The 22,577-nt window shown below is 51.5% G+C and carries 21 protein-coding genes; 8 read left to right on the forward strand and 13 right to left on the reverse strand.

What is annotated here, in order from left to right; all coding sequences use genetic code 11:
- Positions 1 to 13: 13 nt before the first annotated feature.
- On the reverse strand, positions 14 to 913 hold the full coding sequence (gene yqhC, locus A31E_RS07945) for a DNA-binding transcriptional regulator YqhC (RefSeq protein WP_016249216.1): 900 nt from the start codon (positions 911 to 913) through the stop codon (positions 14 to 16).
- A gap of 193 nt (positions 914 to 1,106) precedes the next feature.
- Here yqhC and yqhD point away from each other — a divergent pair, with 193 nt between their 5' ends.
- The 4 genes from yqhD to yqhH all read left to right on the forward strand — a co-directional run bounded on the left by yqhD (position 1,107) and on the right by yqhH (position 4,623).
- The gene (yqhD, locus tag A31E_RS07940; protein WP_001058791.1) at positions 1,107 to 2,270 is read left to right on the forward strand and encodes an alcohol dehydrogenase; all 1,164 of its coding nucleotides are present in this window, start codon (positions 1,107 to 1,109) and stop codon (positions 2,268 to 2,270) included.
- A gap of 103 nt (positions 2,271 to 2,373) precedes the next feature.
- Positions 2,374 to 3,201, forward strand: a complete 828-nt coding sequence (gene dkgA, locus A31E_RS07935) for a 2,5-didehydrogluconate reductase DkgA (RefSeq protein WP_000184343.1) — start codon at positions 2,374 to 2,376, stop codon at positions 3,199 to 3,201.
- Between the two features lie 199 nt (positions 3,202 to 3,400).
- On the forward strand, positions 3,401 to 4,330 hold the full coding sequence (locus A31E_RS07930; RefSeq protein ID WP_016249217.1) for a YqhG/Tai3 family protein: 930 nt from the start codon (positions 3,401 to 3,403) through the stop codon (positions 4,328 to 4,330).
- 35 nt (positions 4,331 to 4,365) lie between these two features.
- Positions 4,366 to 4,623 (forward strand): lipoprotein YqhH, encoded by a 258-nt coding sequence (gene yqhH / locus A31E_RS07925; RefSeq protein ID WP_001517105.1) that lies wholly within the window; start codon positions 4,366 to 4,368, stop codon positions 4,621 to 4,623.
- A gap of 44 nt (positions 4,624 to 4,667) precedes the next feature.
- Here yqhH and A31E_RS07920 read toward each other — a convergent pair whose 3' ends face one another.
- The 7 genes from A31E_RS07920 to ygiW form a co-directional block, all read right to left on the reverse strand.
- Entirely contained in the window at positions 4,668 to 6,887 is a 2,220-nt protein-coding gene (locus A31E_RS07920) for a YgiQ family radical SAM protein (protein WP_016249218.1), read from the reverse strand.
- A gap of 110 nt (positions 6,888 to 6,997) precedes the next feature.
- Positions 6,998 to 8,410 (reverse strand): cell division protein FtsP, encoded by a 1,413-nt coding sequence (gene ftsP / locus A31E_RS07915; protein ID WP_016249219.1) that lies wholly within the window; start codon positions 8,408 to 8,410, stop codon positions 6,998 to 7,000.
- Between the two features lie 71 nt (positions 8,411 to 8,481).
- Entirely contained in the window at positions 8,482 to 9,219 is a 738-nt protein-coding gene (gene plsC / locus A31E_RS07910; RefSeq protein WP_000965727.1) for a 1-acylglycerol-3-phosphate O-acyltransferase, read from the reverse strand.
- 228 nt (positions 9,220 to 9,447) lie between these two features.
- Entirely contained in the window at positions 9,448 to 11,706 is a 2,259-nt protein-coding gene (parC, locus tag A31E_RS07905) for a DNA topoisomerase IV subunit A (protein WP_001281917.1), read from the reverse strand.
- A gap of 137 nt (positions 11,707 to 11,843) precedes the next feature.
- Positions 11,844 to 13,451: an ABC transporter substrate-binding protein gene (locus A31E_RS07900; RefSeq protein WP_016249220.1), complete on the reverse strand. Its 1,608-nt coding sequence runs from the start codon at positions 13,449 to 13,451 to the stop codon at positions 11,844 to 11,846.
- Positions 13,452 to 13,559: 108 nt separating this feature from the next.
- Positions 13,560 to 14,042, reverse strand: a complete 483-nt coding sequence (locus tag A31E_RS07895) for an AraC family transcriptional regulator (protein ID WP_000796007.1) — start codon at positions 14,040 to 14,042, stop codon at positions 13,560 to 13,562.
- A 51-nt stretch (positions 14,043 to 14,093) separates the two neighbouring features.
- Entirely contained in the window at positions 14,094 to 14,486 is a 393-nt protein-coding gene (gene ygiW / locus A31E_RS07890; protein ID WP_000712662.1) for an OB fold stress tolerance protein YgiW, read from the reverse strand.
- 151 nt (positions 14,487 to 14,637) lie between these two features.
- Between ygiW and qseB the strand changes: the two genes are divergently transcribed.
- From qseB to A31E_RS07870, 4 genes are all read left to right on the forward strand, one after another.
- Positions 14,638 to 15,297, forward strand: a complete 660-nt coding sequence (gene qseB / locus A31E_RS07885; protein ID WP_001517108.1) for a quorum sensing response regulator transcription factor QseB — start codon at positions 14,638 to 14,640, stop codon at positions 15,295 to 15,297.
- Positions 15,294 to 16,643: a quorum sensing histidine kinase QseC gene (gene qseC, locus A31E_RS07880; protein WP_000673336.1), complete on the forward strand. Its 1,350-nt coding sequence runs from the start codon at positions 15,294 to 15,296 to the stop codon at positions 16,641 to 16,643. The genes qseB and qseC overlap by 4 nt, the downstream gene beginning before the upstream one ends.
- A gap of 109 nt (positions 16,644 to 16,752) precedes the next feature.
- A complete protein-coding gene (mdaB, locus tag A31E_RS07875) occupies positions 16,753 to 17,334 on the forward strand; it encodes an NADPH:quinone oxidoreductase MdaB (RefSeq protein WP_000065441.1) in 582 nt (193 codons plus the stop codon).
- Between the two features lie 30 nt (positions 17,335 to 17,364).
- Positions 17,365 to 17,679, forward strand: coding sequence for a putative quinol monooxygenase (locus A31E_RS07870; protein WP_000633738.1), 315 nt, complete (start codon positions 17,365 to 17,367; stop codon positions 17,677 to 17,679).
- A 44-nt stretch (positions 17,680 to 17,723) separates the two neighbouring features.
- Here A31E_RS07870 and A31E_RS07865 read toward each other — a convergent pair whose 3' ends face one another.
- From A31E_RS07865 to A31E_RS07845, 5 genes are read right to left on the reverse strand one after another with little or no spacing between them, the layout of a single operon-like run.
- Entirely contained in the window at positions 17,724 to 18,611 is an 888-nt protein-coding gene (locus tag A31E_RS07865; RefSeq protein WP_001517109.1) for a MurR/RpiR family transcriptional regulator, read from the reverse strand.
- Complete coding sequence (locus A31E_RS07860; RefSeq protein WP_001517110.1) at positions 18,608 to 19,555, reverse strand: iron-siderophore ABC transporter substrate-binding protein; 948 nt, start codon at positions 19,553 to 19,555, stop codon at positions 18,608 to 18,610. Before A31E_RS07860 ends, A31E_RS07865 begins: the two co-directional genes overlap by 4 nt.
- 10 nt (positions 19,556 to 19,565) lie before the next feature.
- On the reverse strand, positions 19,566 to 20,603 hold the full coding sequence (locus A31E_RS07855; RefSeq protein ID WP_032141510.1) for a FecCD family ABC transporter permease: 1,038 nt from the start codon (positions 20,601 to 20,603) through the stop codon (positions 19,566 to 19,568).
- An 8-nt stretch (positions 20,604 to 20,611) separates the two neighbouring features.
- A complete protein-coding gene (locus A31E_RS07850) occupies positions 20,612 to 21,595 on the reverse strand; it encodes a FecCD family ABC transporter permease (RefSeq protein ID WP_001517111.1) in 984 nt (327 codons plus the stop codon).
- Positions 21,592 to 22,401 (reverse strand): ABC transporter ATP-binding protein, encoded by an 810-nt coding sequence (locus A31E_RS07845; protein WP_016249221.1) that lies wholly within the window; start codon positions 22,399 to 22,401, stop codon positions 21,592 to 21,594. Before A31E_RS07845 ends, A31E_RS07850 begins: the two co-directional genes overlap by 4 nt.
- Positions 22,402 to 22,577: the final 176 nt, after the last annotated feature.

The raw sequence follows: 22,577 nt of genomic DNA on the forward strand, positions 1-22,577 counted from the left end.
GCCGGGAACGCATTTAACTCCCCTGCATCGCCCGCATTCTTGCTGCATCTTCACCCGGCGTCACACCGAAGTAACGTTTAAATTCGCGGCTGAACTGTGATGCACTTTCATAACCTACACGCATCGCTGCCGCACTGGCTTTCATGCCATCGTGGATGATCATCATTCGCGCCTTATGCAGCCGGTAGTTCTTCAAATACTGCAAAGGCGAGGTGCTGGTGACAGATTTAAAATTATGATGGAAGGCAGAAACACTCATATTGGCTTCTGCCGCGAGTTGCTCGACGCTTAGATTTTCGGTGTACTTATTCTCAATACGTTTCAGCACGCGGCTAATCAGACTGAAATGCGTCTGGCGACTGACCAGCGCCAGTAATGCTCCGCCGCAAGGTCCGGTCAGCACGTAGTAAAGAATTTCGCGGATGATCTGCTTGCCGAGAATGCGCGCATCCAGCGGTCGCTCCATCACATCCAGTAACCGCTCCGCCGCACATAAAATCTCTTCTGACAGCGTGGCGGAGTTTATGCCGCTGGCTGCCATCGACGGTTGAAAATGTTCATCCTCGCCAATGTCCATCAACAGTTCCTGTAACTGCAAAATATCAACATTGAGACGTAAGCCCGCTAATGGCACCTCCGGCGTAGCGTAAGTTTCGCACTCAAAGGGTAATGGCACCGTCAGTAGCAGATATTCATTGGCATCATAACGAAACACTCGTTCATTGATATAACCGATTTTATGCCCGGAAAAGAGAATTATGATGCCTGGCTCGTACATTACCGGCGTACGTGCCCCGGGATTCTCACCAAACAGCAAGCGCACATCAGGCAACAGTTCTGACAAACTATTTTCTTTATTTTTCAGATTATTAATTTTATCCGTCAGCAGTCGGCAAATCTCTTCACGTTTCATATCGTGTAATTTCTTAGGATTAATGCGGCAATTTGATTGTGCGCAATTTTGTACTATTTCTCCAGCACTCTGGAGAAATAGGCAAGACATTGGCAGAAATGAGCATTGAGAGCCACGGCGCTGGCGACCACAATGACAAACATCAGGCAGACTGATCTCTGCCCTCATATTGGCCCAGCAAAGAGAGCAAGTAATGAACAACTTTAATCTGCATACCCCAACCCGCATTCTGTTTGGTAAAGGCGCTATCGCCGGTTTACGCGAGCAAATCCCTCACGATGCCCGCATATTGATTACTTACGGCGGCGGTAGCGTTAAAAAAACCGGCGTTCTGGATCAAGTACTGGATTCCCTGAAAGGCATGGACGTGCTGGAGTTTGGCGGTATCGAACCAAACCCGACTTATGAAACGCTGATGAACGCCGTGAAACTGGTTCGCGAACAGAAAGTGACTTTCCTGCTGGCGGTTGGTGGCGGTTCCGTACTGGACGGCACCAAGTTTATCGCCGCAGCAGCAAATTATCCTGAGAATGTCGATCCGTGGCACATCCTGCAAACGGGTGGTAAAGAGATTAAAAGTGCCATCCCAATGGGCTGCGTGCTGACGCTGCCAGCGACCGGTTCAGAATCCAACGCAGGTGCGGTGATCTCTCGCAAAACCACCGGTGACAAACAGGCGTTTCATTCTGCCCACGTTCAGCCGGTATTTGCCGTGCTCGATCCGGTTTATACCTACACCCTGCCGCCGCGCCAGGTGGCTAATGGCGTAGTGGACGCCTTTGTACACACCGTAGAACAGTATGTTACCAAACCGGTTGATGCCAAAATTCAGGATCGCTTCGCAGAAGGTATTTTGCTGACGCTTCTCGAAGATGGCCCGAAAGCCCTGAAAGAGCCAGAAAACTACGATGTGCGCGCGAACGTCATGTGGGCAGCGACTCAGGCACTGAACGGTTTGATTGGCGCGGGCGTACCGCAGGACTGGGCAACGCATATGCTGGGCCACGAACTGACTGCTATGCACGGCCTGGATCACGCGCAAACGCTGGCTATCGTCCTGCCTGCGCTATGGAATGAAAAACGCGACACCAAGCGCGCGAAACTGCTGCAATACGCTGAACGTGTCTGGAATATCACCGAAGGTTCCGATGACGAGCGTATTGACGCCGCAATTGCCGCTACCCGCAACTTCTTCGAGCAATTAGGCGTGCCGACGCGCCTGTCCGACTACGGTCTGGACGGCAGTTCTATCCCGGCATTACTGAAGAAGCTGGAAGAACACGGCATGACCCAACTGGGCGAAAATCATGATATTACGCTGGATGTCAGCCGTCGCATTTACGAAGCAGCCCGTTAAGCTTTTTCCTCCTCACACTTTCGTTTTTGGGTATTTCGTCCAGACTTAAGTTCACAACACCTCACCGGAGCCTGCTCCGGTGAGTTCATATAAGGAGGAACATATGACTAATCCAACCGTTATTAAGCTACAGGATGGCAATGTCATGCCCCAGTTGGGACTGGGCGTCTGGCAAGCAAGTAATGAGGAGGTAATCACCGCGATTCAAAAAGCCCTGGAAGTGGGATATCGCTCGATTGATACCGCCGCGGCCTATAAAAACGAAGAAGGCGTCGGCAAGGCACTGAAAAATGCCGCACTTGCCAGAGAAGAGTTGTTCATCACTACCAAACTGTGGAACGACGACCACAAGCGTCCCCGTGAAGCCCTGCTGGACAGCCTGAAAAAACTCCAGCTTGATTATATCGATCTCTACTTAATGCACTGGCCCGTTCCCGCTATCGACCATTATGTCGAAGCATGGAAGGGAATGATCGAGCTGCAAAAAGAGGGGTTAATCAAAAGCATCGGCGTCTGTAACTTCCAGATCCACCATTTGCAACGTCTGATTGATGAAACTGGCGTGCCCCCCGTGATTAATCAGATCGAACTTCATCCGCTGATGCAGCAACGCCAGCTTCACGCCTGGAACGCTACGCACAAAATTCAGACCGAATCCTGGAGTCCGTTAGCGCAAGGCGGAAAAGGTGTCTTTGACCAGAAAATCATTCGCGATCTGGCGGATAAATACGGCAAAACTCCAGCACAGATTGTCATCCGCTGGCATCTGGATAACGGCCTGGTGGTGATCCCAAAATCAGTCACACCTTCACGCATTGCCGAAAACTTTAATGTCTGGGATTTCCGTCTCGACAAAGACGAACTTGGTGAAATCGCGAAACTCGATCAAGGTAAACGCCTCGGTCCCGATCCCGACCAGTTCGGCGGCTAACGCACAAATTCTCCCGGTGGCGGTAATGTTCCGCTACCGGACTTTTCAGAAATCATTTATTCCCCTCTCCTCCCGCCCGTTGTTACTCTCCTCCGTTCAGAAATGCCACATTTAAGGACATCATCATGCGGAGCTGGAAGCTCTTAAAGCAACAAAGCATCTACAATATGGATAAACGCGACGGTGAGGTAAAAAACAGATGAGACAAATACTTCTTCTGTTTTTGGCTGTTTTTGCAAGCTTCACGACTCAGGCACAATCACCATCGCTAACCGCTGAACAAACAGTTCGCCTGATTTATCAAAACTATAAATCGGATGCCAGTGCGCCTTATTTCGGTGCAACAGGAGAGCAGGCAATAACATCTGAACGCATACAAAAGGTGCTAACCCTGAATGATAATCTCACTCTACCGGGCAATATTGGCTGGCTGGATTACGATCCGATTTGTGACTGTCAGGATTTTGGCGATCTGGTGTTAGAAAGCGTAGCGATTACCCAAATAGACGCCGACCACGCGGATGCCGTTGTGCGCTTTCGTGCCTTCAAAGACGATAAAGAAAAGACCACGCAAACGCTGAAAATGGTGGCCGAAAATGATCGCTGGGTCATTGACGATATTGCCAGCAATCATGGTAGCGTCTGGCAGGCAGTTAATAGCGAGAATGAAAAAATCCTGGCAACGCTGGCATCGCTGCAAAAAGAACAGCCAGAAGCTTTTGTCAGTGAACTATTTGAGCATATTGCCGATTATAGCTGGCCCTGGACGTGGGTTGTTTCCGACACTTATCGTCAGGCCGTTAATGCCTTCTATAAAACTACCTTCAAAACTGACAGCAACCCCGATGAAGATATGCAAATCGAGCGGCAATTTATTTACGATAATCCGATCTGTTTTGGCGAAGAAACGCTATTTTCTCGCATTAATGAAATCCGTGTACTGGAGAAAACCGCTGATTCCGCCCGCATCCATGTTCGTATTGCGCTGACCAATGGCAACAGCGAAGAGCAGGATTTGGTTTTACAGCGGCGCGAAGGGCTGTGGGAAATTGCAGATTTCATCCGTCCGGATAGCGGAAGTTTGCTTAAACAGATTGAAGCGAAGACTGCGGCCAGATTAAAGCAGTGAGTTGAATAGGAATAATAAATAAAAGGGAACACTATATGAAAACGATTTTCACCGTGGGAGCTGTTGTTCTGGCGACCAGCTTACTAAGTGGCTGCGTCAATGAACAAAAGGTCAGTCAACTGGCGGGTAATGTACAAACATTAAATGCCAAAATCGCCCGACTTGAGCAGGATATAAAAGCATTACGCCCGCAGATCTACGCCGCCAAATCCGAAGCTAACAGAGCCAATACACGCCTTGATGCGCAAGACTATTTTGATTGCCTGCGCTGCTTGCGTATGTATGCGGAATGATAAAAATATCCCCGGTAGCAATTCTGCTACCGGGGATAATTAACTTAACGACCAACAGCCACTTTTGGGCGTTTCTTCGCCCCTGCATTCACCGGGCGAGATTGCGCGGGTGGCGCTTTCTTTGCTCCGGCAGGTGTCTGGCGCTGGGTCGCCATTGGCGTATGTTTGGTCAACGCCGGACGGGTATTGCGGTTCTGGCGACGGGCCTCGCGCATCTCTTCAATGGTTGGCGCAGGCACTAAGCAATCGCGACGACTGCCAATCAGATGCTTTTTACCCATCGCTTCCAGCGCCTGGCGGATTAACGGCCAGTTTGCCGGATCGTGGTAACGCAATAACGCTTTATGCAAACGTCGCTGCTTGTCGCCCTTCGGTACGAAGACGTCTTCGCTCTTATAACCAATCTTCGCCAGCGGGTTTTTGCCGGTGTAATACATGGTGGTCGAGTTAGCCAACGGCGACGGATAGAAGTTCTGCACCTGGTCGAGACGGAAGCGGTGTTTTTTCAGCCACAGCGCCAGGTTCACCATATCTTCATCACGCGTACCGGGGTGTGCGGAGATGAAATACGGGATCAGATACTGCTCTTTGCCTGCCTGTTTCGAGTAGGTGTCGAACAGCTCTTTAAAGCGGTCATAGCTACCCATGCCCGGCTTCATCATCTTCGACAGTGGCCCTTCTTCGGTATGTTCCGGCGCAATCTTCAGATAACCACCGACGTGATGGGTCGCCAGCTCTTTGATGTAGCGCGGATCTTCTACGGCGATGTCATAGCGCACGCCGGAGGCGATCAGGATCTTTTTAATGCCTTTCAGATCGCGGGCACGGCGATAGAGATTGATCGTCGGCTCGTGGTTAGTGTCCATATGCGGACAAATATCCGGATACACACACGACAAGCGGCGGCAGGTCTGCTCGGCGCGTGGCGATTTGCAGCGCAACATATACATGTTGGCCGTTGGCCCGCCGAGATCGGAAATCACGCCCGTAAAGCCCGGAACGGTATCGCGGATCGCTTCAATCTCATTAATGATCGAGTCTTCCGAACGGCTCTGAATAATGCGCCCTTCATGCTCGGTAATAGAACAGAAAGAACAGCCGCCAAAGCAGCCACGCATAATATTGACCGAGAAACGGATCATTTCGTAAGCCGGAATACGGGCATTACCGTAAGCCGGATGCGGCACGCGCTTGTACGGCAACGCAAAGACGCTGTCCATCTCTTCGGTAGAAAGCGGAATGGCTGGCGGGTTGATCCACACATAGCGGTCGCCATGTTTTTGCATCAGCGCACGAGCGCAGCCTGGGTTGGTTTCGTGGTGCAGAATACGCGAAGCATGTGCGTACAGCACTTTATCGCCCTTCACTTTCTCGAATGAAGGCAACAACACGTAGGTTTTTTCCCACGGTTTCGGACGCGGCGGCTGCACAGTAACGGCTTTCGCTTCCTGTTTTTTCGGTGTCACCGGTTTGTTATCCGCGCACGGCAAATCTTCGCCATACGGATGCGGGATCGGGTCAATTTTCCCGGGAGTGTCGAGACGAGTAGAATCCACGCCACTCCAGCCAGGTAGCGCTTCTTTCACGATAATCGCGGTATTACGTACATCGCGGATTTCACTAATCGGCTCGCCCATCGCCAGACGATGCGCCACTTCCACCAGCGGACGCTCACCGTTACCGAACATCAGCATGTCGGCTTTGGAATCTACCAGCACCGAACGGCGCACGGTGTCAGACCAGTAATCATAATGCGCGGTACGACGCAGGCTGGCCTCGATACCACCGAGGATCACCGGTACATCTTTCCATGCTTCTTTACAACGCTGGGTATAAACCAGTGTCGCGCGATCCGGACGCTTACCCGCGACATTATCCGGGGTGTAGGCATCGTCATGGCGTAAACGACGATCGGCAGTGTAACGGTTGATCATCGAGTCCATGTTGCCTGCAGTCACGCCGAAAAACAGATTCGGTTTGCCCAGACGCATAAAGTCATCTTTGCTGCTCCAGTCCGGCTGGGCGATGATCCCGACACGAAAGCCTTGCGCTTCCAGCATACGACCGCAAATCGCCATCCCGAAGCTCGGGTGATCAACATACGCGTCGCCAGTAACCAAAATGATGTCGCAGCTATCCCAGCCAAGTTGATCCATCTCTTCACGAGACATCGGCAAAAACGGTGCCGGTCCAAAACAGGCGGCCCAGTACTGCGGCCAGGAGAACAGGTCGCGATCCGGTTGGATCAGGGAGATAGAGCTCATTTTGCTTCCAGAAATGGTAAAAAAATAATCAAAGGCCGGGGATTATAAGCCGGAACGAAAGAGAAATCGAAAGGTATTCCATACTCGCCCTCCTCGGGCGAGTATGGAGATTAAGGCACCGGATTAACCAACAGTTGCCCGATGGAACCGCGATCCGCCATTTCCAGCGTCTGGCTATTAAAGTAGAACGGGAAGTGCGCCCAGGAAGGCTGACCGAAATAGACAAGCAGTTCCACTTGCCCATCAACCCATACGGTGTCTTTCCAGCCTCTGTCTTCCGGGAATGGCATCGCACCGTTCACGTTACGGATCTGGAACATCACGCCTTCAATATGGAATGATTGCGGCTCATCTGCCCGCACCGTCCAGCGTTCCCACGAACCTTGCTGCGCGGTGACATCAATACGATTGACGTCCCACAACTGCCCGTTGATGCCAGGATCGTCACCCAGGCTAATATCACGGCTGCGAATCGGAGAGCCGGCCATTATTTCGGTCGGTAACAAACGCATCGGCAGGCTGTCTGTCACCAGCGGCAGAAGACCGGTCGGGCGCAGCGTCAGCACCAGCGTGGAAACCAGAATGCTGGATGGCTCAAAGAAGCCACGAATACGATCAACAATGCTCGCCGCTTCACCACAGGTGATCGACACTTCATCACCGTTGCTCATATCCACCAGAATCTCACGACGCTCGCCCGGTGCCAGCGAAAGCTGTTTCACCGACACGGGTGCAGGCAGGAACCCCTGGTCGCCAGAAATCACGTGCAACGGACGTCCGTCACTCATCTGTAATTGATAACGACGGGAGTTCGACGCGTTCAATAAACGCAGGCGCACCCAACCGCGCGAAACTTCAACATACGGGCTTTGTACGCCATTGACCAGTAGCGTATCGCCAACAAAACCGCCGCTTCCCGGCTCGTTGTATTCCGGCGTGCCAAAGTTATCCAGCCGTTTATCCTGGATAATGACCGGAAAATCATCCACTCCATAATGATTAGGGATTGGCAGCGACTTGCTGACTTCATCTTCCACCAGCCACATCCCGGCAAGGCCGTTATAAACCTGCTGTGCCGTGCGGTTCGGTGTGTTGGCGTGATACCACAGGGTCGCGGCGCTCTGACGAATTGGCAGCACAGGTGCCCAGTCAGCATTTGGCGACATCATGCGTGCAGGCCCCCCCATCAGCGGGCCTGGCACCTGTAGCCCGGCGACTGTCATTGAGACATTTTCTGTCAGTCGGTTGCTGTAAATCAGCTTAACATCATCGCCCTTCCAGACGCGGATAGTCGGCCCAAGGTAGCGACCATTGATACCCCAAACCGACGCGCGCGTTCCTGGCGTAAATGACCAGTGCGCACGTTGTACTGTCATAAACAGCGGTTGCCCACGGCGAGATTCAAGCAGCGGCGGAACGGGCAGCGGTTGCTGTTGCCCGGCTGCGCTTGCCTTCAGGGGGACTGCTCCTGCACACAGTGCAATCCCCGATGCCTGAATGAACTGACGCCGACTGAGTGACATATTTGCTCCATGTAAAACTGGCTAAAGTAATACCGTGCAGGAAAACATTCCCGCAAAAACAGACTGCCGACTTAAACTTTTCCGGCGGCTTCGCGCTCTGCGACTTCTTTATCGAGCTCGGCTATTTTTTGTTCCATTATCGAACGACAATGGGCAGCCAGCTCGCGAACCTGATCTTTACCATATTGACTGACGTCAATTGGCGGCAGCATTTCTACGATCACTAAACCATTATTCAGTCGGTTAAGATTAATCTTATTCGAAGTTGTGGAAACACACACGGGAATAATGGGGACGCCTGCCGCAATCGCCGCATGAAATGCCCCTGTTTTAAACGGCAGCAGGCCACGACCACGGCTGCGCGTTCCTTCCGGGAACATCCAGATGGAAATACGGCGTTTTTTGAAGTGATTCACCACTTCCGCGATAGTGCCGTGCGCTTTAGTACGATTGTTTCTGTCGATCAATAAGTTGCCAGTTAACCAGTACAACTGACCAAAAAAGGGGATCCACAGCAAACTCTTTTTACCCACAGTGACTGTCGGTGGCTGCACGATATTCGATGCCGTCACCATGTCATAGTTGTTCTGGTGGTTAGCGATATAGATAGCATTACCATAACTTTCAGCATCAGCGGGTTTGCGACACTCAACTTTAAGGCCGAACAGCGGCGCAAGACGACCAAACATATGCCCAAAGGTGGCCACATGCTTCGGATTTCTCGGGCTGAACAGACAGTAAATGGAGCCGAAAACACAGACTAACAAGCTGTAAATCACGGTAATAATAAGACGAAAGATATATAGCATAACACCCTCTGAAGATCTGAGAGACTGGCATTGTACGTCACCTGAAATCAGGTTAGGGCATTGTTAAAAGCCGCTCTCTGGAAAAGCGTATTGTTAATCGCAACGCATGAATAAACAACGGTTTCAAGGGAATTTTTATCGTTTCCTGGGGCTGATTACGCTGCCGGATGACGACTTAACGTTCCATCCGGCAGTCCTTGCAAACGGGAGAAAGCCCCCTCCGGCATATTACTCTTCGCTATCGCTGCTGCTGGCGCGGAGAGGCGAATCAATCTCGACACGGTCGATACGCTGCAAACCACGCATCAAGGTGCCGCGACGGCCACGCTCACCGGTAACTTTCAGCAATTCTTCCGGGCGCAGTTTGATTTTGCGTTTCCCGACATGAATGGTCAGGGTACTTTGCGGCGGCAGTACATACAGGTGTGCCAAACCATCCTCGCCCCGCGCGGCTTCTGCCGACGGAATGTTGATGATCTTGTTGCCTTTACCCTTCGACAGTTGCGGAAGCTCGCTTACCGGGAACATCAACATGCGGCCTGCCTGAGTGATTGCCAGCAACATATCAGAAGCATCTTCAATGACTACCGGCGGCATGACATGCGCATTTTCCGGTAAGGTGATCAATGCTTTACCCGCACGATTACGCGCCACCAGATCGTTAAAGGTGCAGACAAAACCGTAACCCGCATCGGAAGCCATCAACAGTTTCTGATCGTCGCTTTCCATCAGCATATGGTCAACGGTAGCACCTGGCGGCAACGTCAGTTTGCCAGTAAGCGGTTCGCCCTGACCACGCGCCGACGGCAGCGTAATTGGGTCGATGGCATAGCTGCGTCCGGTAGAATCAACAAACACCACTGGCTGGTTGCTCTTGCCTTTCACCGCAGCTTTAAAGCTGTCACCCGCTTTGTAGTTCAAACCTGGGGCGTCAATGTCGTGGCCTTTAGCGCTACGCACCCAGCCCATCTGCGACAGCACGATGGTAACGGGTTCAGACGGCAGCATGTCGTGCTCACTCATTGCTTTCGCTTCTTCGCGTTCCTGCAACGGTGAACGGCGATCGTCACCATATGCTTGCGCATCGGCCTGCAACTCTTTCTTCAGCAGATTATTCATCTTGCGCTCGGAAGCCAGAATGCTCTGCAACTGGTCACGCTCTTTTTCCAGCTCGTTCTGCTCACCGCGAATCTTCATCTCTTCCAGTTTGGCGAGATGACGCAGTTTCAATTCGAGGATCGCTTCCGCCTGGGTTTCCGTGAGGCCAAAACGCGACATCAGCGCCGGTTTCGGTTCATCTTCATTACGAATGATCTCAATCACTTCGTCGATATTGAGAAACGCCACCAGCAAACCTTCCAGGATATGCAGGCGCTTGAGGACTTTCTCCAGACGATAGTTCAAACGGCGGCGCACGGTATCGCGACGGAATACCAGCCATTCGGAGAGGATTTCCAGCAGGTTTTTCACCGCCGGACGCCCATCCAGACCAATCATATTAAGGTTAATGCGATAGCTCTTTTCCAGATCGGTGGTGGCGAAGAGGTGATTCATCACCTGATCCATATCCACGCGATTAGAGCGAGGCACAATCACCAGACGGGTCGGGTTCTCGTGGTCGGATTCATCGCGTAGATCGTCAACCATTGGCAGCTTTTTGTTACGCATTTGCGCAGCAATTTGCTCCAGTACGCGCGCACCAGAAACCTGATGCGGTAAGGCACTGATGACCACCGCGCCATCTTCTTTCTTCCACACTGCGCGCATACGCACAGAACCACGACCATTTTCGTAGATTTTGCGGATCTCCGCCCGGGAGGTGATGATTTCCGCTTCGGTCGGGTAATCCGGCCCCTGCACAATATCCAGTAACTGATCGAGCGTGGTTTTCGGCTGGTCGATTAAGGCGATTGCTGCCTGTGCGACTTCGCGCAGGTTATGTGGCGGAATGTCCGTTGCCATCCCGACAGCAATACCGGTGGTGCCGTTAAGCAAAATATTCGGCAGGCGGGCAGGCAGCATTTTCGGCTCCTGCAAGGTGCCGTCGAAATTTGGCACCCAATCCGCCGTCCCTTGCCCCAGCTCGCTCAATAACAGCTCGGAATATTTCGACAGACGGGATTCGGTGTAACGCATTGCCGCGAACGATTTCGGATCGTCCGGCGCGCCCCAGTTCCCCTGACCATCAACCAGCGGATAACGGTAAGAAAACGGCTGCGCCATCAGAACCATCGCTTCATAGCAGGCGCTGTCGCCGTGCGGATGGTACTTACCCAGTACGTCACCGACGGTACGGGCCGACTTTTTAAATTTGGCGGTAGCATTCAGACCCAGCTCAGACATCGCATACACAATGCGGCGCTGAACGGGTTTCAGACCATCACCAATAAACGGCAACGCACGATCCATGATGACGTACATGGAGTAGTTTAAGTAGGCGTTTTCCGTAAATTCATGTAGCGCAAGGCGCTCTGCCATATCGCTCATTAATTCTGATTCCTCAACTTATTCGCCAGCCTTCAAAGGGGCAATATTGCCGGAGATACTACATTATCTGTCGCGTCGAGTCACAGGAGATCAGCGTGAATAGCGCCGCCGGACGTGCTCCGACGGCGATAAAGGCATCAATGTGCCTTGATATACAACTCTTTGCTGTAGACATAATCCTGGGGATTATGCAGCGGGAAACCGCCAACGTAAGGTTTAAGCAATTTGATCAGCGGCTGATAGTAGATGGGAATGAGCGGTACCTGCTGATTAATGATCATCTCTGCCTGCTGATACAACGCATTACGCTTTGTCGCGTCAGTGGTCTGCGCCGCCTGATTTAGCAACGCGTCATACTGCGCATTTTTCCAGTGACCGACATTCTCTTCACTATCGCTTTTGAGCGTGTTCAGGAAAGTGGAAGCATCATTGTACGTCGCATCCCACGACTGCCGCGATAGCATGAAATCACCGGCTCGCCGGGTATCAAGATAGGTTTTCCACTCCATCGTGCGCAGCGTCACCTGTGCACCAAGCCATTTTTTCCATTCGGAAGACAACGCAATTGCCGTTTTTTCATGCAAATCATACTTGTTGTAGAACAGTTCAAAGCGTAGCGGATGAGAAGCATCGTACCCCGCTTGTTTGAGCAAGGCTTTTGCCGTCGCCACGCGCTCACTCATCGGCTTTTGCAGTTCATCAAACGTCGTCGCGTTAAAGCCTTCTACCTCTGGCGGCGTCAACGTGGTTGCAGGCGTTCGCAACCCGAGTATCTTTTGCGCAATCAACGGCCTGTCGACCGTCAGATATAGCGCCCGCCGGACACGAACATCGTCAAACGGTGGTTTCTGGATATTGAAATTGTAATATTCACTGTTCAGACGCGGGATAATTTGCAACTCACCAGGCAGTGATTTTTCAATAGCAGGAATTTGTTGTGCCGGAACCCAGGTGAGATCGACTTCACCCGCACGATAGCGGTTATAGCCGGTGACTGAATTATCCAGTGCCAGATACTCAACCTGCTGCAATACCGTATGTTGTGCATCGCGGTACTTTGGATTTTTGCGTGCGGTAATCTTTTCGTTAACCACCCATTTATCAAGCACAAAAGCACCGTTGTAAACCATATGCTCTGGCTTACTCCAGCTATCGCCATACTTCGCAATCATATGATGCGGAACCGGAAACAGCGTCGGCCAGGCTAGCATTGTCGTAAACCACGGTACGGGCTGCTCAAGCGTGACTTCAAAAGTGCGGTCATCCGTCGCTTTCACGCCTAACGATGAGACATCCGATTTTCCCGCCGCGATAGCCGCTGCATTTTTAATATGCGCCTGCGCCAGATAGCCAGCAAAAGGGCTTGCCGTTTTGGGGTCAACCGCGCGCTGCCAGCCGAGGACAAAATCCTGCGCTGTCAGAGGCTGACCATCAGACCACTGTAAGCCGTTGCGTAAATGGAAAATATAGCGTTTGCCGCCATCTGACACTTCCCAGGATTCAGCCTGGGCAGGTTGCACTTTACCTTCGCCGTCCATCCATACCAGACCTTCAAACAGATCCAGCACAATCTGCGCGGCGGTATTCTCCTCAACCTTTTGCGGGTCAAGCGTGCCGGGGTCGCTATGATTGTTGTAACGAAAGAGCTGTTGCGGGGCGAGCGGTGTGTTGGCGGGAACGTCAGCAGCATAGAGAGGAGCCGCACTTACCAGGCTGACCAGCCATAATAAATTTCGCGTATACATGGTATTCCTTACCGGAGAAATTATAAGCCTGACAACAATACGCCAGTGGCATTGTTAGCTCAAACTTATCGCGAGTGATTTGGCTCACACTCCGGAAAAGATCCCCCTTCACATTAACGGCACATAAATATCCGTTTCCAGCCGCTTCTCTGACATCCCTTCGGCCAGGTTGGTGTAGTGAAACAATATCGGTGCGTTACGCATTTTCTCGCCGCTATCAGGAAGCCAACGGCGAATGATGGCCCGGATAGTGTGAGATATGTTATCCAGGTCGCCAGAATGACGGGCAACCGCATAACGCCCTGCGGTGAGTTCGCCATTACTCACACCATAACGATTCTCCGGAACAGGCTCGTTAACGCTGCCGCAAATATCAAAGCGAAACGCGTCTGGCGCAGTGGTGGCAGGATCGTCCCAGGCGACGCCAAAAGTCTGGCTTTGGTTAACGGGAGATAACCCCGTGTCTTTGCGCCACATGATAAATTTCGCCACGCTGTAGTTGAGCAACTCAGGGCTACAGCGATGCGGCAACATCGCCACGCGGGTTGATGGGAAATCGATAATATTTACGTCCAGTGCACGGTTTTTCATGTTGCTCCCTGCGAAATTATTCCCGGGAACGCGTCCCGGGAGCAGTAACAATTACGGATTGACTTTACTGATCTGTTTCACGTCAATCTCAACAGAGTTCCAGTCTTTATCCACTTCCCCCTGAATCTCAACAGTATCTTTCGGCGTAACTGTCACGCCGTTCCAGCGTTTGTGGTCGATATCGACATTGATGGTGCCGCTGGCATCTTTGAACACATACAGATCGTCAGAGATGCGCTCAACGATATTGCCACGCAGAGTTACCCAGGTGTCGTCACGCAAAGATTTCGCGTTTTCTACGTTAGTTACGCTGCCGTTCGGCCCCTGGAATCCTCCGGTTTGACTTTGTGTTGCCGATGGGCCAGAAAAGCCCCCCTGCTCTGCTGCCATAACCGGTGCGCTACACAGGGCCATTACTGCAATTACTGCTGCGAATTTTTTCATGTTTGTTACTCCCTTTGATGTCTGTTTCCAGACATTAAACAAGATAGTCCTTAACAACTTCTTAAGGAAAAAAAAGAAAATTTAGTACTGTACAGAGCGCGTTACAACACGGTTTACTGACAACGAATACAGCTATCGCAGGGATGAAAAGATGCGAATTTTACTGATAGAAGATGACATGCTGATTGGTGACGGCATCAAAACAGGTCTTAGTAAGATGGGCTTTAGTGTTGACTGGTTTACGGAAGGTCGTCAGGGAAAAGAGGCGCTTTATAGCGCACCTTATGACGCGGTGATCCTTGATCTCACCTTACCGGGAATGGATGGCCGCGATATTTTGCGCGAGTGGCGGGATAAAGGTCAGCGTGAGCCGGTACTGATCCTGACCGCGCGCGACGCACTGGCCGAACGCGTGGAAGGTTTGCGTCTGGGGGCCGACGATTATCTGTGTAAACCTTTTGCATTGATAGAAGTCGCCGCCAGGCTGGAAGCGCTGATGCGCCGAACCAACGGCCAGGCCAGCAACGAGCTACATCACGGCAACGTCATGCTCGACCCGGGCAAACGGATCGCCACCCTGGCAGGTGAATCCTTAACACTCAAGCCAAAAGAATTTGCCCTGCTGGAATTACTGATGCGTAACGCTGGTCGTGTTCTACCACGCAAACTGATTGAAGAAAAACTGTATACCTGGGACGAAGAGGTCACCAGCAATGCCGTCGAAGTACATGTGCATCATCTGCGACGCAAACTCGGCAGTGACTTTATTCGCACCGTTCACGGTATTGGCTACACATTAGGTGAGAAATGAAATTTACCCAACGCCTTAGTCTGCGAGTCAGGCTGACGCTGATCTTTTTGATTCTGGCCTCGCTGACCTGGGTTGTCTCCAGCTTTGTAGCCTGGAAACAAACGATTGATAATGTCGATGAGTTGTTCGATACCCAGTTAATGCTGTTTGCCAAACGATTAAGTACGCTCGATCTTAACGAAATTAATGCGGCAGATCGTATGGCAAGAACGCCGGATAAATTCAAACACGGCCATGTGGATGACGATGCCCTGACATTTGCCATTTTTACCCGCGACGGCAGAATGGTTCTTAACGATGGCGATAATGGAGAAGATATTCCCTATAGCTATCAGCGTGAAGGTTTTGCTGACGGGCAACTGGTGGGTGATAAAGATCAATGGCGCTTTATCTGGATGACATCACCTGATGGTAAATATCGCATCGTTGTCGGCCAGGAATGGGAATACCGTGAAGACATGGCGCTGGCAATCGTCACCGGCCAGCTCATCCCCTGGCTTGTTGCGCTACCCATCATGTTAATCTTCATGATGGTGTTACTGGGTCGTGAGCTCTCGCCACTGAACAAACTAGCGCTGGCGCTACGTATGCGCGATCCCGACTCGGAAAAACCACTCAACGCCGCGGGCGTACCCAGCGAAGTGCGTCCGCTAGTCGAGTCGCTGAATCAACTGTTCGACCGTACACATGCGATGATGGTGCGTGAACGGCGCTTTACCTCTGACGCCGCTCACGAACTGCGTAGCCCATTAACGGCGCTGAAAGTTCAAACCGAAGTTGCGCAACTCTCTGACGATGATCCGCAGGCACGGAAAAAAGCACTGACGCAATTACATTCGGGGATCGATCGCGCCACCCGTCTGGTTGATCAACTGCTCACACTATCGCGGCTCGACTCGCTGGATAACCTTCAGGACGTCGCGGAGATCCCACTTGAAGATCTCCTGCAATCGGCGGTGATGGATATCTACCACACGGCGCAGCAGGCAAAAATTGACGTACGGCTGACGCTCAATGCCCACGGCATCAAACGCACCGGACAACCGCTATTGCTAAGTCTACTGGTACGAAATCTGCTGGATAACGCAGTACGCTACAGTCCACAGGGCAGCGTAGTGGATGTCACTCTGAATGCAGATAATTTCACCGTAAGAGACAACGGCCCCGGCGTGACGCCAGAGGCGCTGGCGCGAATTGGCGAACGTTTCTACCGCCCACCAGGACAAACCGCTACCGGCAGCGGGCTTGGGCTATCGATTGTCCAGCGAATCGCAAAATTGCATGGCATGAATGTTGTGTTTGGGAATGCGAAACAAGGTGGATTTGAGGCGAAAGTGAGCTGGTAGTGGTGAGACTTTTGCAAAATTCGCAAAAGACTTTGCACATTTTGCTAATTTCACCGCACCGCTCTGTGACGTACTATTGTCGGTAAACGTCTCTCCTTGAGGATAAAAAATGAGCAATATTCTGATTATCAACGGTGCGAAAAAATTCGCCCACTCTAATGGTCAACTGAACGACACCCTGACCGAAGTCGCGGATGGCACGCTGCGCGACCTCGGACATGATGTCCGCATCGTTCGCGCTGAGAGCGACTACGATGTCAAAGCCGAAGTACAAAACTTTCTCTGGGCTGATGTGGTGATCTGGCAGATGCCTGGCTGGTGGATGGGCGCGCCGTGGACGGTGAAAAAATACATTGATGATGTGTTCACCGAAGGTCACGGCACGCTGTATGCCAGCGATGGTCGTACCCGCAAAGATCCGTCGAAAAAATACGGTTCTGGCGGTCTGGTACAGGGTAAAAAATATATGCTCTCGCTGACCTGGAACGCCCCAATGGAAGCCTTCACCGAAAAAGATCAGTTCTTCCACGGCGTTGGCGTTGACGGTGTGTATCTACCGTTCCATAAAGCAAACCAATTCCTCGGCATGGAACCGCTGCCGACATTTATCGCTAATGACGTGATAAAAATGCCTGATGTTCCCCGCTATACTGAAGAATATCGCAAGCATCTTGTGGAAATTTTTGGTTAACTAGAGCTCTGGCTTTAGAAGGAGTTAACCATGATTACAGTAATCGCAGAAATCCGTACTCGCCCTGGCCAACATCACCGTCAGGCGGTATTGGATCAGTTTGCTAAAATCGTTCCAACAGTTCTGAAGGAAGAAGGTTGCCACGGCTACGCGCCAATGGTGGATTGCGCTGCTGGCGTGAGTTTCCAGTCTATGGCGCCGGATTCTATTGTGATGATTGAGCAGTGGGAAAGCATCGCGCACCTTGAAGCGCATCTGCAAACCCCGCACATGAAAGCATATAGCGAAGCCGTAAAAGGCGATGTGCTGGAGATGAATATTCGTATCCTGCAACCGGGACTTTGATGTTCCTGAAAAGAGGCCGGTGTTGCTACCGGTCTCAGGCCTGATTAGCCATTCTTTCTTCCCGTTTTCAAACCCCGATGGAAATCGTTAATTCGCTTAATGGTTTTAACCGCACGCTGCGGCACCGCTGAGGCCACCGACCAGACAATCATTTCCAGGCACAACAATACCGTACCATGTAGCGGCGTTTTCCCCTTTTCATCCCCGCGCGGAACGTGGATGACGATACTGGCGTCTTTACTAAAACGCGAATCCAGAGCGTTTGTCAGCAAAATAACCGGGATCCCCAGCCGTTTCGCTTCACGCAGCGTTGTCAGCCCTTCCCGGTGTGCAGATTTTTGCGCCATCATGATCAGCACATCGCCACGCTGAAGCGCGATCAATTGCTCGGCAAGGCCAATACCCGTACGGTTTAGCGCCGTGGCGGGCAAGCCAATGCGGTTGAATAGCCGCGCGGTATAATCCGCCAGAATACCCGAAGCGCCAATGCCAAAAATAGCAACTTGCCGCGCCTGCACCAACAAGGCTACCGCTTGCGCAAGCGAGTGGCGGTTTTCAGGCTCTGACAGGACATTGCAGGTATACAGATGCCCTTCAAGAACAAAGTCGATTGCGGTGTTAACATCGCTCGTCAAGTTACTCACCGTCGTAGACATCTTTTCGCTGGAGCTAAGGGCTGGGCCAAGCCACTGTTCCAGAGTACGTTTCAGATCGCGCAGCCCGGCAAACCCCAGAGCCTGTATAGCCCGAATTACTGTGGCATCGGAAGTGTTTAACGTGGCCGCAATTTCCATCGCCGTTTGCTCGAGGACCACTTCACGGTGCTCATTAATGTAGCTGGCGACGGTTCTTAACCCTGGCGTTAACTGACTCGCACGAGTACGAAAACGCTCCCCAAAAATATCAACCCGCGTTTTGTCTTTCTGGATCATTTGGCCTCCGGTAAAGGTCGCCCCGCAATTTGTGATTGTATCTGCGCAGCCATCAATCCCAGAGATGCAAAGGAGTTAGAAATCGCCTCTTCACGCGAAATCAACACATAACGTCCGGAACGACAGGCTGTCAGAAACTGACACCATCCCGGCATGACTTTTTCCATTGCTGCCAGCTCGTCCTGAGGTTTACCACCAGAATCACCGCGCCAGGTTGCAAAAACAAAATCGGCATCCAGTTCAGGCAAACGCTCCGCGCTCACATCCATTCGCCCACCTTCAGGAATGCTCTCAATCAGCGGCGGAAAGCGAAAACCAGCATCGCGTAATACCCGCCCCAGCGAATGATAGCTATGCATCACATTAATTTTTCCCTGATTTGCCTGAATCACCGATACCGTTATTTTTTGACTGTCCAGCGTCGCCTTCAGCGCATTGATTTGCGCCTGATAGCGGCGTTCAAGTATCGCCAGCCGCGCCTGTGTTCCTGTAAGTTCGGCCAACTTGCGGTAGATTTCTGGCGCGCCCCCTTTGAGATGATCAATGCTCACCGTGGGCGCAATTTTCTCCAGTTGTTCAATTGGCGTATTACGGGTCGGTTCTGTGATGATCAGGTCCGGCTTTGCCGCCACAATCGCTTCAATATCAATATCGGCTGTTCCAATGAAGGCGATCGATGAATTATCGAAATCAACACCTGTCAGTAACGCACCTGATCGAATGAAATGGCTACCGTCAGGCCGTGTACGCCCGTGGCTGGCGACAGGAGGTACACCGAGTTCAATCAGAGGAATGGTGATATCAAGATCGTGTAAAGAAACGATTCTCTTTGGATGTGCAGGCACTGTGACTTTGCGCCCTAAATCATCGGTAAACACCTGAACAGGCTCTGTTGCACGAGCAAAAAATGACAACAGTATCAGCAGAGAAAAAAATAAACGCATATAACTCCCGTTAAAAACTGTTCCTGCGTTGCCAGAGAAGTAGCAGAAAGAATGGTCCACCAATCAGTGAGATAACGATTCCTGCAGGGAGTTGCAAAGGCAAAAAAGCCAAACGACCAATGCTATCCGCCAGAATGACTAACAACGCCCCCGATACGGCGCTCCCCAGCAGTAATGTCGTCTGTCCACCACGCAGAATAAAACGTGATATATGAGGTGCTATCAGCCCGACAAAGCCGATGTTGCCAACACAAGAAACGCAGACGGCTGTCAGGATTATTGGCGCGGCTACACGCAACAACGCCAGACGAGAACTATTCACGCCTAATCCGGTTGCAACCTGATGACCAAGCAGAGCGATATCCGCAGTCCGGGCTGTGAACAGCAATAAAAGAGCGGCTGGCAACATCCAACAGGCTGAAATACCGACTAACATCCAGTTGGCTGCATGTAGGCTTCCCGATAACCACATCAATGCAGTTTGTACGTCACGAACATCTGCTGTGGTCATAAATACACCGATCCCCGCGGCGAAAAACCAGGAAACGCCAATGCCGATCAAAACAAATCGCGGGCGGGAAATATCGCGTGCACAGAAAATCACCACTAACGCAACGAATAAGCCGCCAGCGAGGCCAGCCACTGGACGCCAGAACATCCCCAGCATTGGAAACTGGAAAATCAGCCACAGCACTGCCACGCTACATCCTTCCTTGACCCCGATAAGACCGGGATCCGCAAGGCTGTTACGAGCAATAGACTGCATTGCGGCTCCCGCCATACCTAACATGGCTCCGCATAGCAACGCCATGATGACTCTCGGCAAGCGAATATCCTGCACAATATAACGTGTGTCTGTGTTCACATTTTCTGGAGAGAACAACGCTCGTCCGACTTCCGATGCCGGGACAGAAAAAGAACCATGCATCAGACCGAATATCAGTATTCCAACAGCAAACAGAGACAGTCCACCAAGCAACACCAGATTTTTAGGGCGTACCAGTGTCGAAAACTCACCAACACGTAGCGGGCGTAACCCAACGTTCATTATCCGGCTCATTTGAACATCCTCGTCGCCATAATGACAAAAACAGGTGCACCAACTAATGCCGTCATGACACCTGTCGCCAGCTCATGGGGCGTGAAAAGCGTCCTGGCAATAATATCTGCCAGTAATAGCAGTAAGGCACCGACACAAGCTGAAAGAGGTAGCAGAACGCGCAGATCCGTTGATACCAGACGCCGGACAATCTGCGGTACGAGCAAGCCGACAAAACCAATCGGGCCAGCAATCGATACGGCCGCGCCACAGAGCAACGCGATCGCAATCAGAGTGAATGTTCGCGTGCGTAGTACCGAGACGCCCAAGCCCTGCGCCATGCGATCGCCCAGTGCCAACATGTTAAGAGAGGGCGCAAGATAAAGAGCTAATACAAATCCCCCCAGAGAAAACCAGGCAGACGTACCAAGCGTCGCCCAATCCAACCCCGCTAAATCACCCGCTAACCATGTCCGCATCGCCAACAACGTTTGTTCGTCAAGAATCAGGATTGCAGCCGTTATTGAGGAAACGAACGCCGATAGCGCCACGCCGCATAAGGTAACTTTCATTGGCGTTAACCCTGAACGTCCTGCGGAAGAGAGCAGCAATATCAGCAGGAACAGTACCGCGCCTCCCGCTGATGCCAGCAATGGACGCCCAACAGGAAATGCCAGTCCTAGTGCACTGGCAGCAACGACAGCCAGGGCGGCTCCGGCATTTAAGCCTAAAATATGTGGCTCCCCCAATGGGTTACGAATGACAGCCTGCAACAAAGCACCAGCAACACCAAGAGAAGCACCAGTAAGCAATGCTGCCGCCAAACGCGGCAAACGGAGTCTTATAATCACGTTGTGATCGAAGTTTTGCGGTTCAAAATGGAAAAATGCCTGCAACACCGTTTGTGGTGCAATAAATCGGGCACCAATCCCAGGATATACAACGCATCCCACCAGCAGTAAGGTGAGGAAAAAAACAGTAACCAGCCCCGTGCGCATCATACTTTTTCTACACCACGAAACGGCATGAAAAACGGTTTTCCCGTCAGAGGATTTATTGATGCGTGAACATCAACGTCAAAGACAGCTTTCACCAGCTCAGGCGTGCAATGCTCCCCCTCATTCAACACACGCACCACTTTCCCCTGGCGTAAAAATATCAGCGTATCGCCATAATTGACGGCAAAATTCAGATCATGCAACACCACAACGACTGTACGCCCGTGATGGCGCGTTAAGTCATGTAATAACTCAAGAATTTCAACCTGATAACGTAAATCAAGCCAGGTTGTTGGTTCATCCAGCAGGATATAAGGCGTCTTTTGCGCCAACACCATCGCAATCCAGCACCGCTGGCGCTGCCCACCAGAGAGTTTTTCAACAGGTAAATGCGCAAACTCCTGCGTACCGGTTAATTTCAGGGCCTCTTCTACCGCCTGCTCGTCAGCGTCGCTCCATTGACGTATAAAATTCTGCCAGGGAAAGCGCCCGCGCGACACCAGTTCGTAAACGGTTAAGTCCTCCGGCAATAATGGCGACTGCGGTAAGATCCCAAGTCTGCGGGATAACGCTTTCGTTGGTTGCTCGTGAATCGCTTTGCCATCAAGCAATATCGAGCCGCCCATGGGTTGCAATATACGCGCAATGGTACTGAGCAACGTCGACTTTCCACAGCCGTTTGCCCCAACCAGAACGGTCATTTTCTCTGTGGGAACGGAGAAAGAAACACCATCAACAATGATGTTCTTGTGATACCCGGCAGAAACATTGTCGAGGATCAGCCCCTGCCCTTTTGCGTTATGTGCCACGTGTACGCCAACTTAATCAAAGACAAACAAAAATAAAACTCATTCTCCTTTGAGAGTTTGACGCCACAAAATGTAGTAGTCAAGAAGTTAAAAGCCACACAAAAACAAGGTAAATAACAGGTAAAATCTTTTTGAAAATAAAAATTAAAACATTAAATATCAATGAGTTAAAAACA

The organism is Escherichia sp. KTE159, from assembly GCF_000408805.1.
Lineage (GTDB): Bacteria > Pseudomonadota > Gammaproteobacteria > Enterobacterales > Enterobacteriaceae > Escherichia > Escherichia marmotae.

Excerpts from the sequence above, each read along its gene's own strand:
- A31E_RS07870 (WP_000633738.1), top strand. The coding sequence starts at position 17,365 with ATGATTACAGTAATCGCAGAAATCCGTACTCGCCCTGGCCAACATCAC.
- A31E_RS07920 (WP_016249218.1), bottom strand. The coding sequence starts at position 6,887 with ATGAGCTCTATCTCCCTGATCCAACCGGATCGCGACCTGTTCTCCTGG.
- yqhC (WP_016249216.1), bottom strand. The coding sequence starts at position 913 with ATGAAACGTGAAGAGATTTGCCGACTGCTGACGGATAAAATTAATAAT.
- A31E_RS07855 (WP_032141510.1), bottom strand. The coding sequence starts at position 20,603 with ATGAACGTTGGGTTACGCCCGCTACGTGTTGGTGAGTTTTCGACACTG.
- A31E_RS07860 (WP_001517110.1), bottom strand. The coding sequence starts at position 19,555 with ATGCGTTTATTTTTTTCTCTGCTGATACTGTTGTCATTTTTTGCTCGT.
- yqhH (WP_001517105.1), top strand. The coding sequence starts at position 4,366 with ATGAAAACGATTTTCACCGTGGGAGCTGTTGTTCTGGCGACCAGCTTA.
- ftsP (WP_016249219.1), bottom strand. The coding sequence starts at position 8,410 with ATGTCACTCAGTCGGCGTCAGTTCATTCAGGCATCGGGGATTGCACTG.
- qseB (WP_001517108.1), top strand. The coding sequence starts at position 14,638 with ATGCGAATTTTACTGATAGAAGATGACATGCTGATTGGTGACGGCATC.
- A31E_RS07900 (WP_016249220.1), bottom strand. The coding sequence starts at position 13,451 with ATGTATACGCGAAATTTATTATGGCTGGTCAGCCTGGTAAGTGCGGCT.
- A31E_RS07850 (WP_001517111.1), bottom strand. The coding sequence starts at position 21,595 with ATGATGCGCACGGGGCTGGTTACTGTTTTTTTCCTCACCTTACTGCTG.
- ygiW (WP_000712662.1), bottom strand. The coding sequence starts at position 14,486 with ATGAAAAAATTCGCAGCAGTAATTGCAGTAATGGCCCTGTGTAGCGCA.
- parC (WP_001281917.1), bottom strand. The coding sequence starts at position 11,706 with ATGAGCGATATGGCAGAGCGCCTTGCGCTACATGAATTTACGGAAAAC.
- mdaB (WP_000065441.1), top strand. The coding sequence starts at position 16,753 with ATGAGCAATATTCTGATTATCAACGGTGCGAAAAAATTCGCCCACTCT.
- yqhD (WP_001058791.1), top strand. The coding sequence starts at position 1,107 with ATGAACAACTTTAATCTGCATACCCCAACCCGCATTCTGTTTGGTAAA.
- plsC (WP_000965727.1), bottom strand. The coding sequence starts at position 9,219 with ATGCTATATATCTTTCGTCTTATTATTACCGTGATTTACAGCTTGTTA.
- qseC (WP_000673336.1), top strand. The coding sequence starts at position 15,294 with ATGAAATTTACCCAACGCCTTAGTCTGCGAGTCAGGCTGACGCTGATC.
- A31E_RS07895 (WP_000796007.1), bottom strand. The coding sequence starts at position 14,042 with ATGAAAAACCGTGCACTGGACGTAAATATTATCGATTTCCCATCAACC.
- A31E_RS07865 (WP_001517109.1), bottom strand. The coding sequence starts at position 18,611 with ATGATCCAGAAAGACAAAACGCGGGTTGATATTTTTGGGGAGCGTTTT.
- dkgA (WP_000184343.1), top strand. The coding sequence starts at position 2,374 with ATGACTAATCCAACCGTTATTAAGCTACAGGATGGCAATGTCATGCCC.
- A31E_RS07930 (WP_016249217.1), top strand. The coding sequence starts at position 3,401 with ATGAGACAAATACTTCTTCTGTTTTTGGCTGTTTTTGCAAGCTTCACG.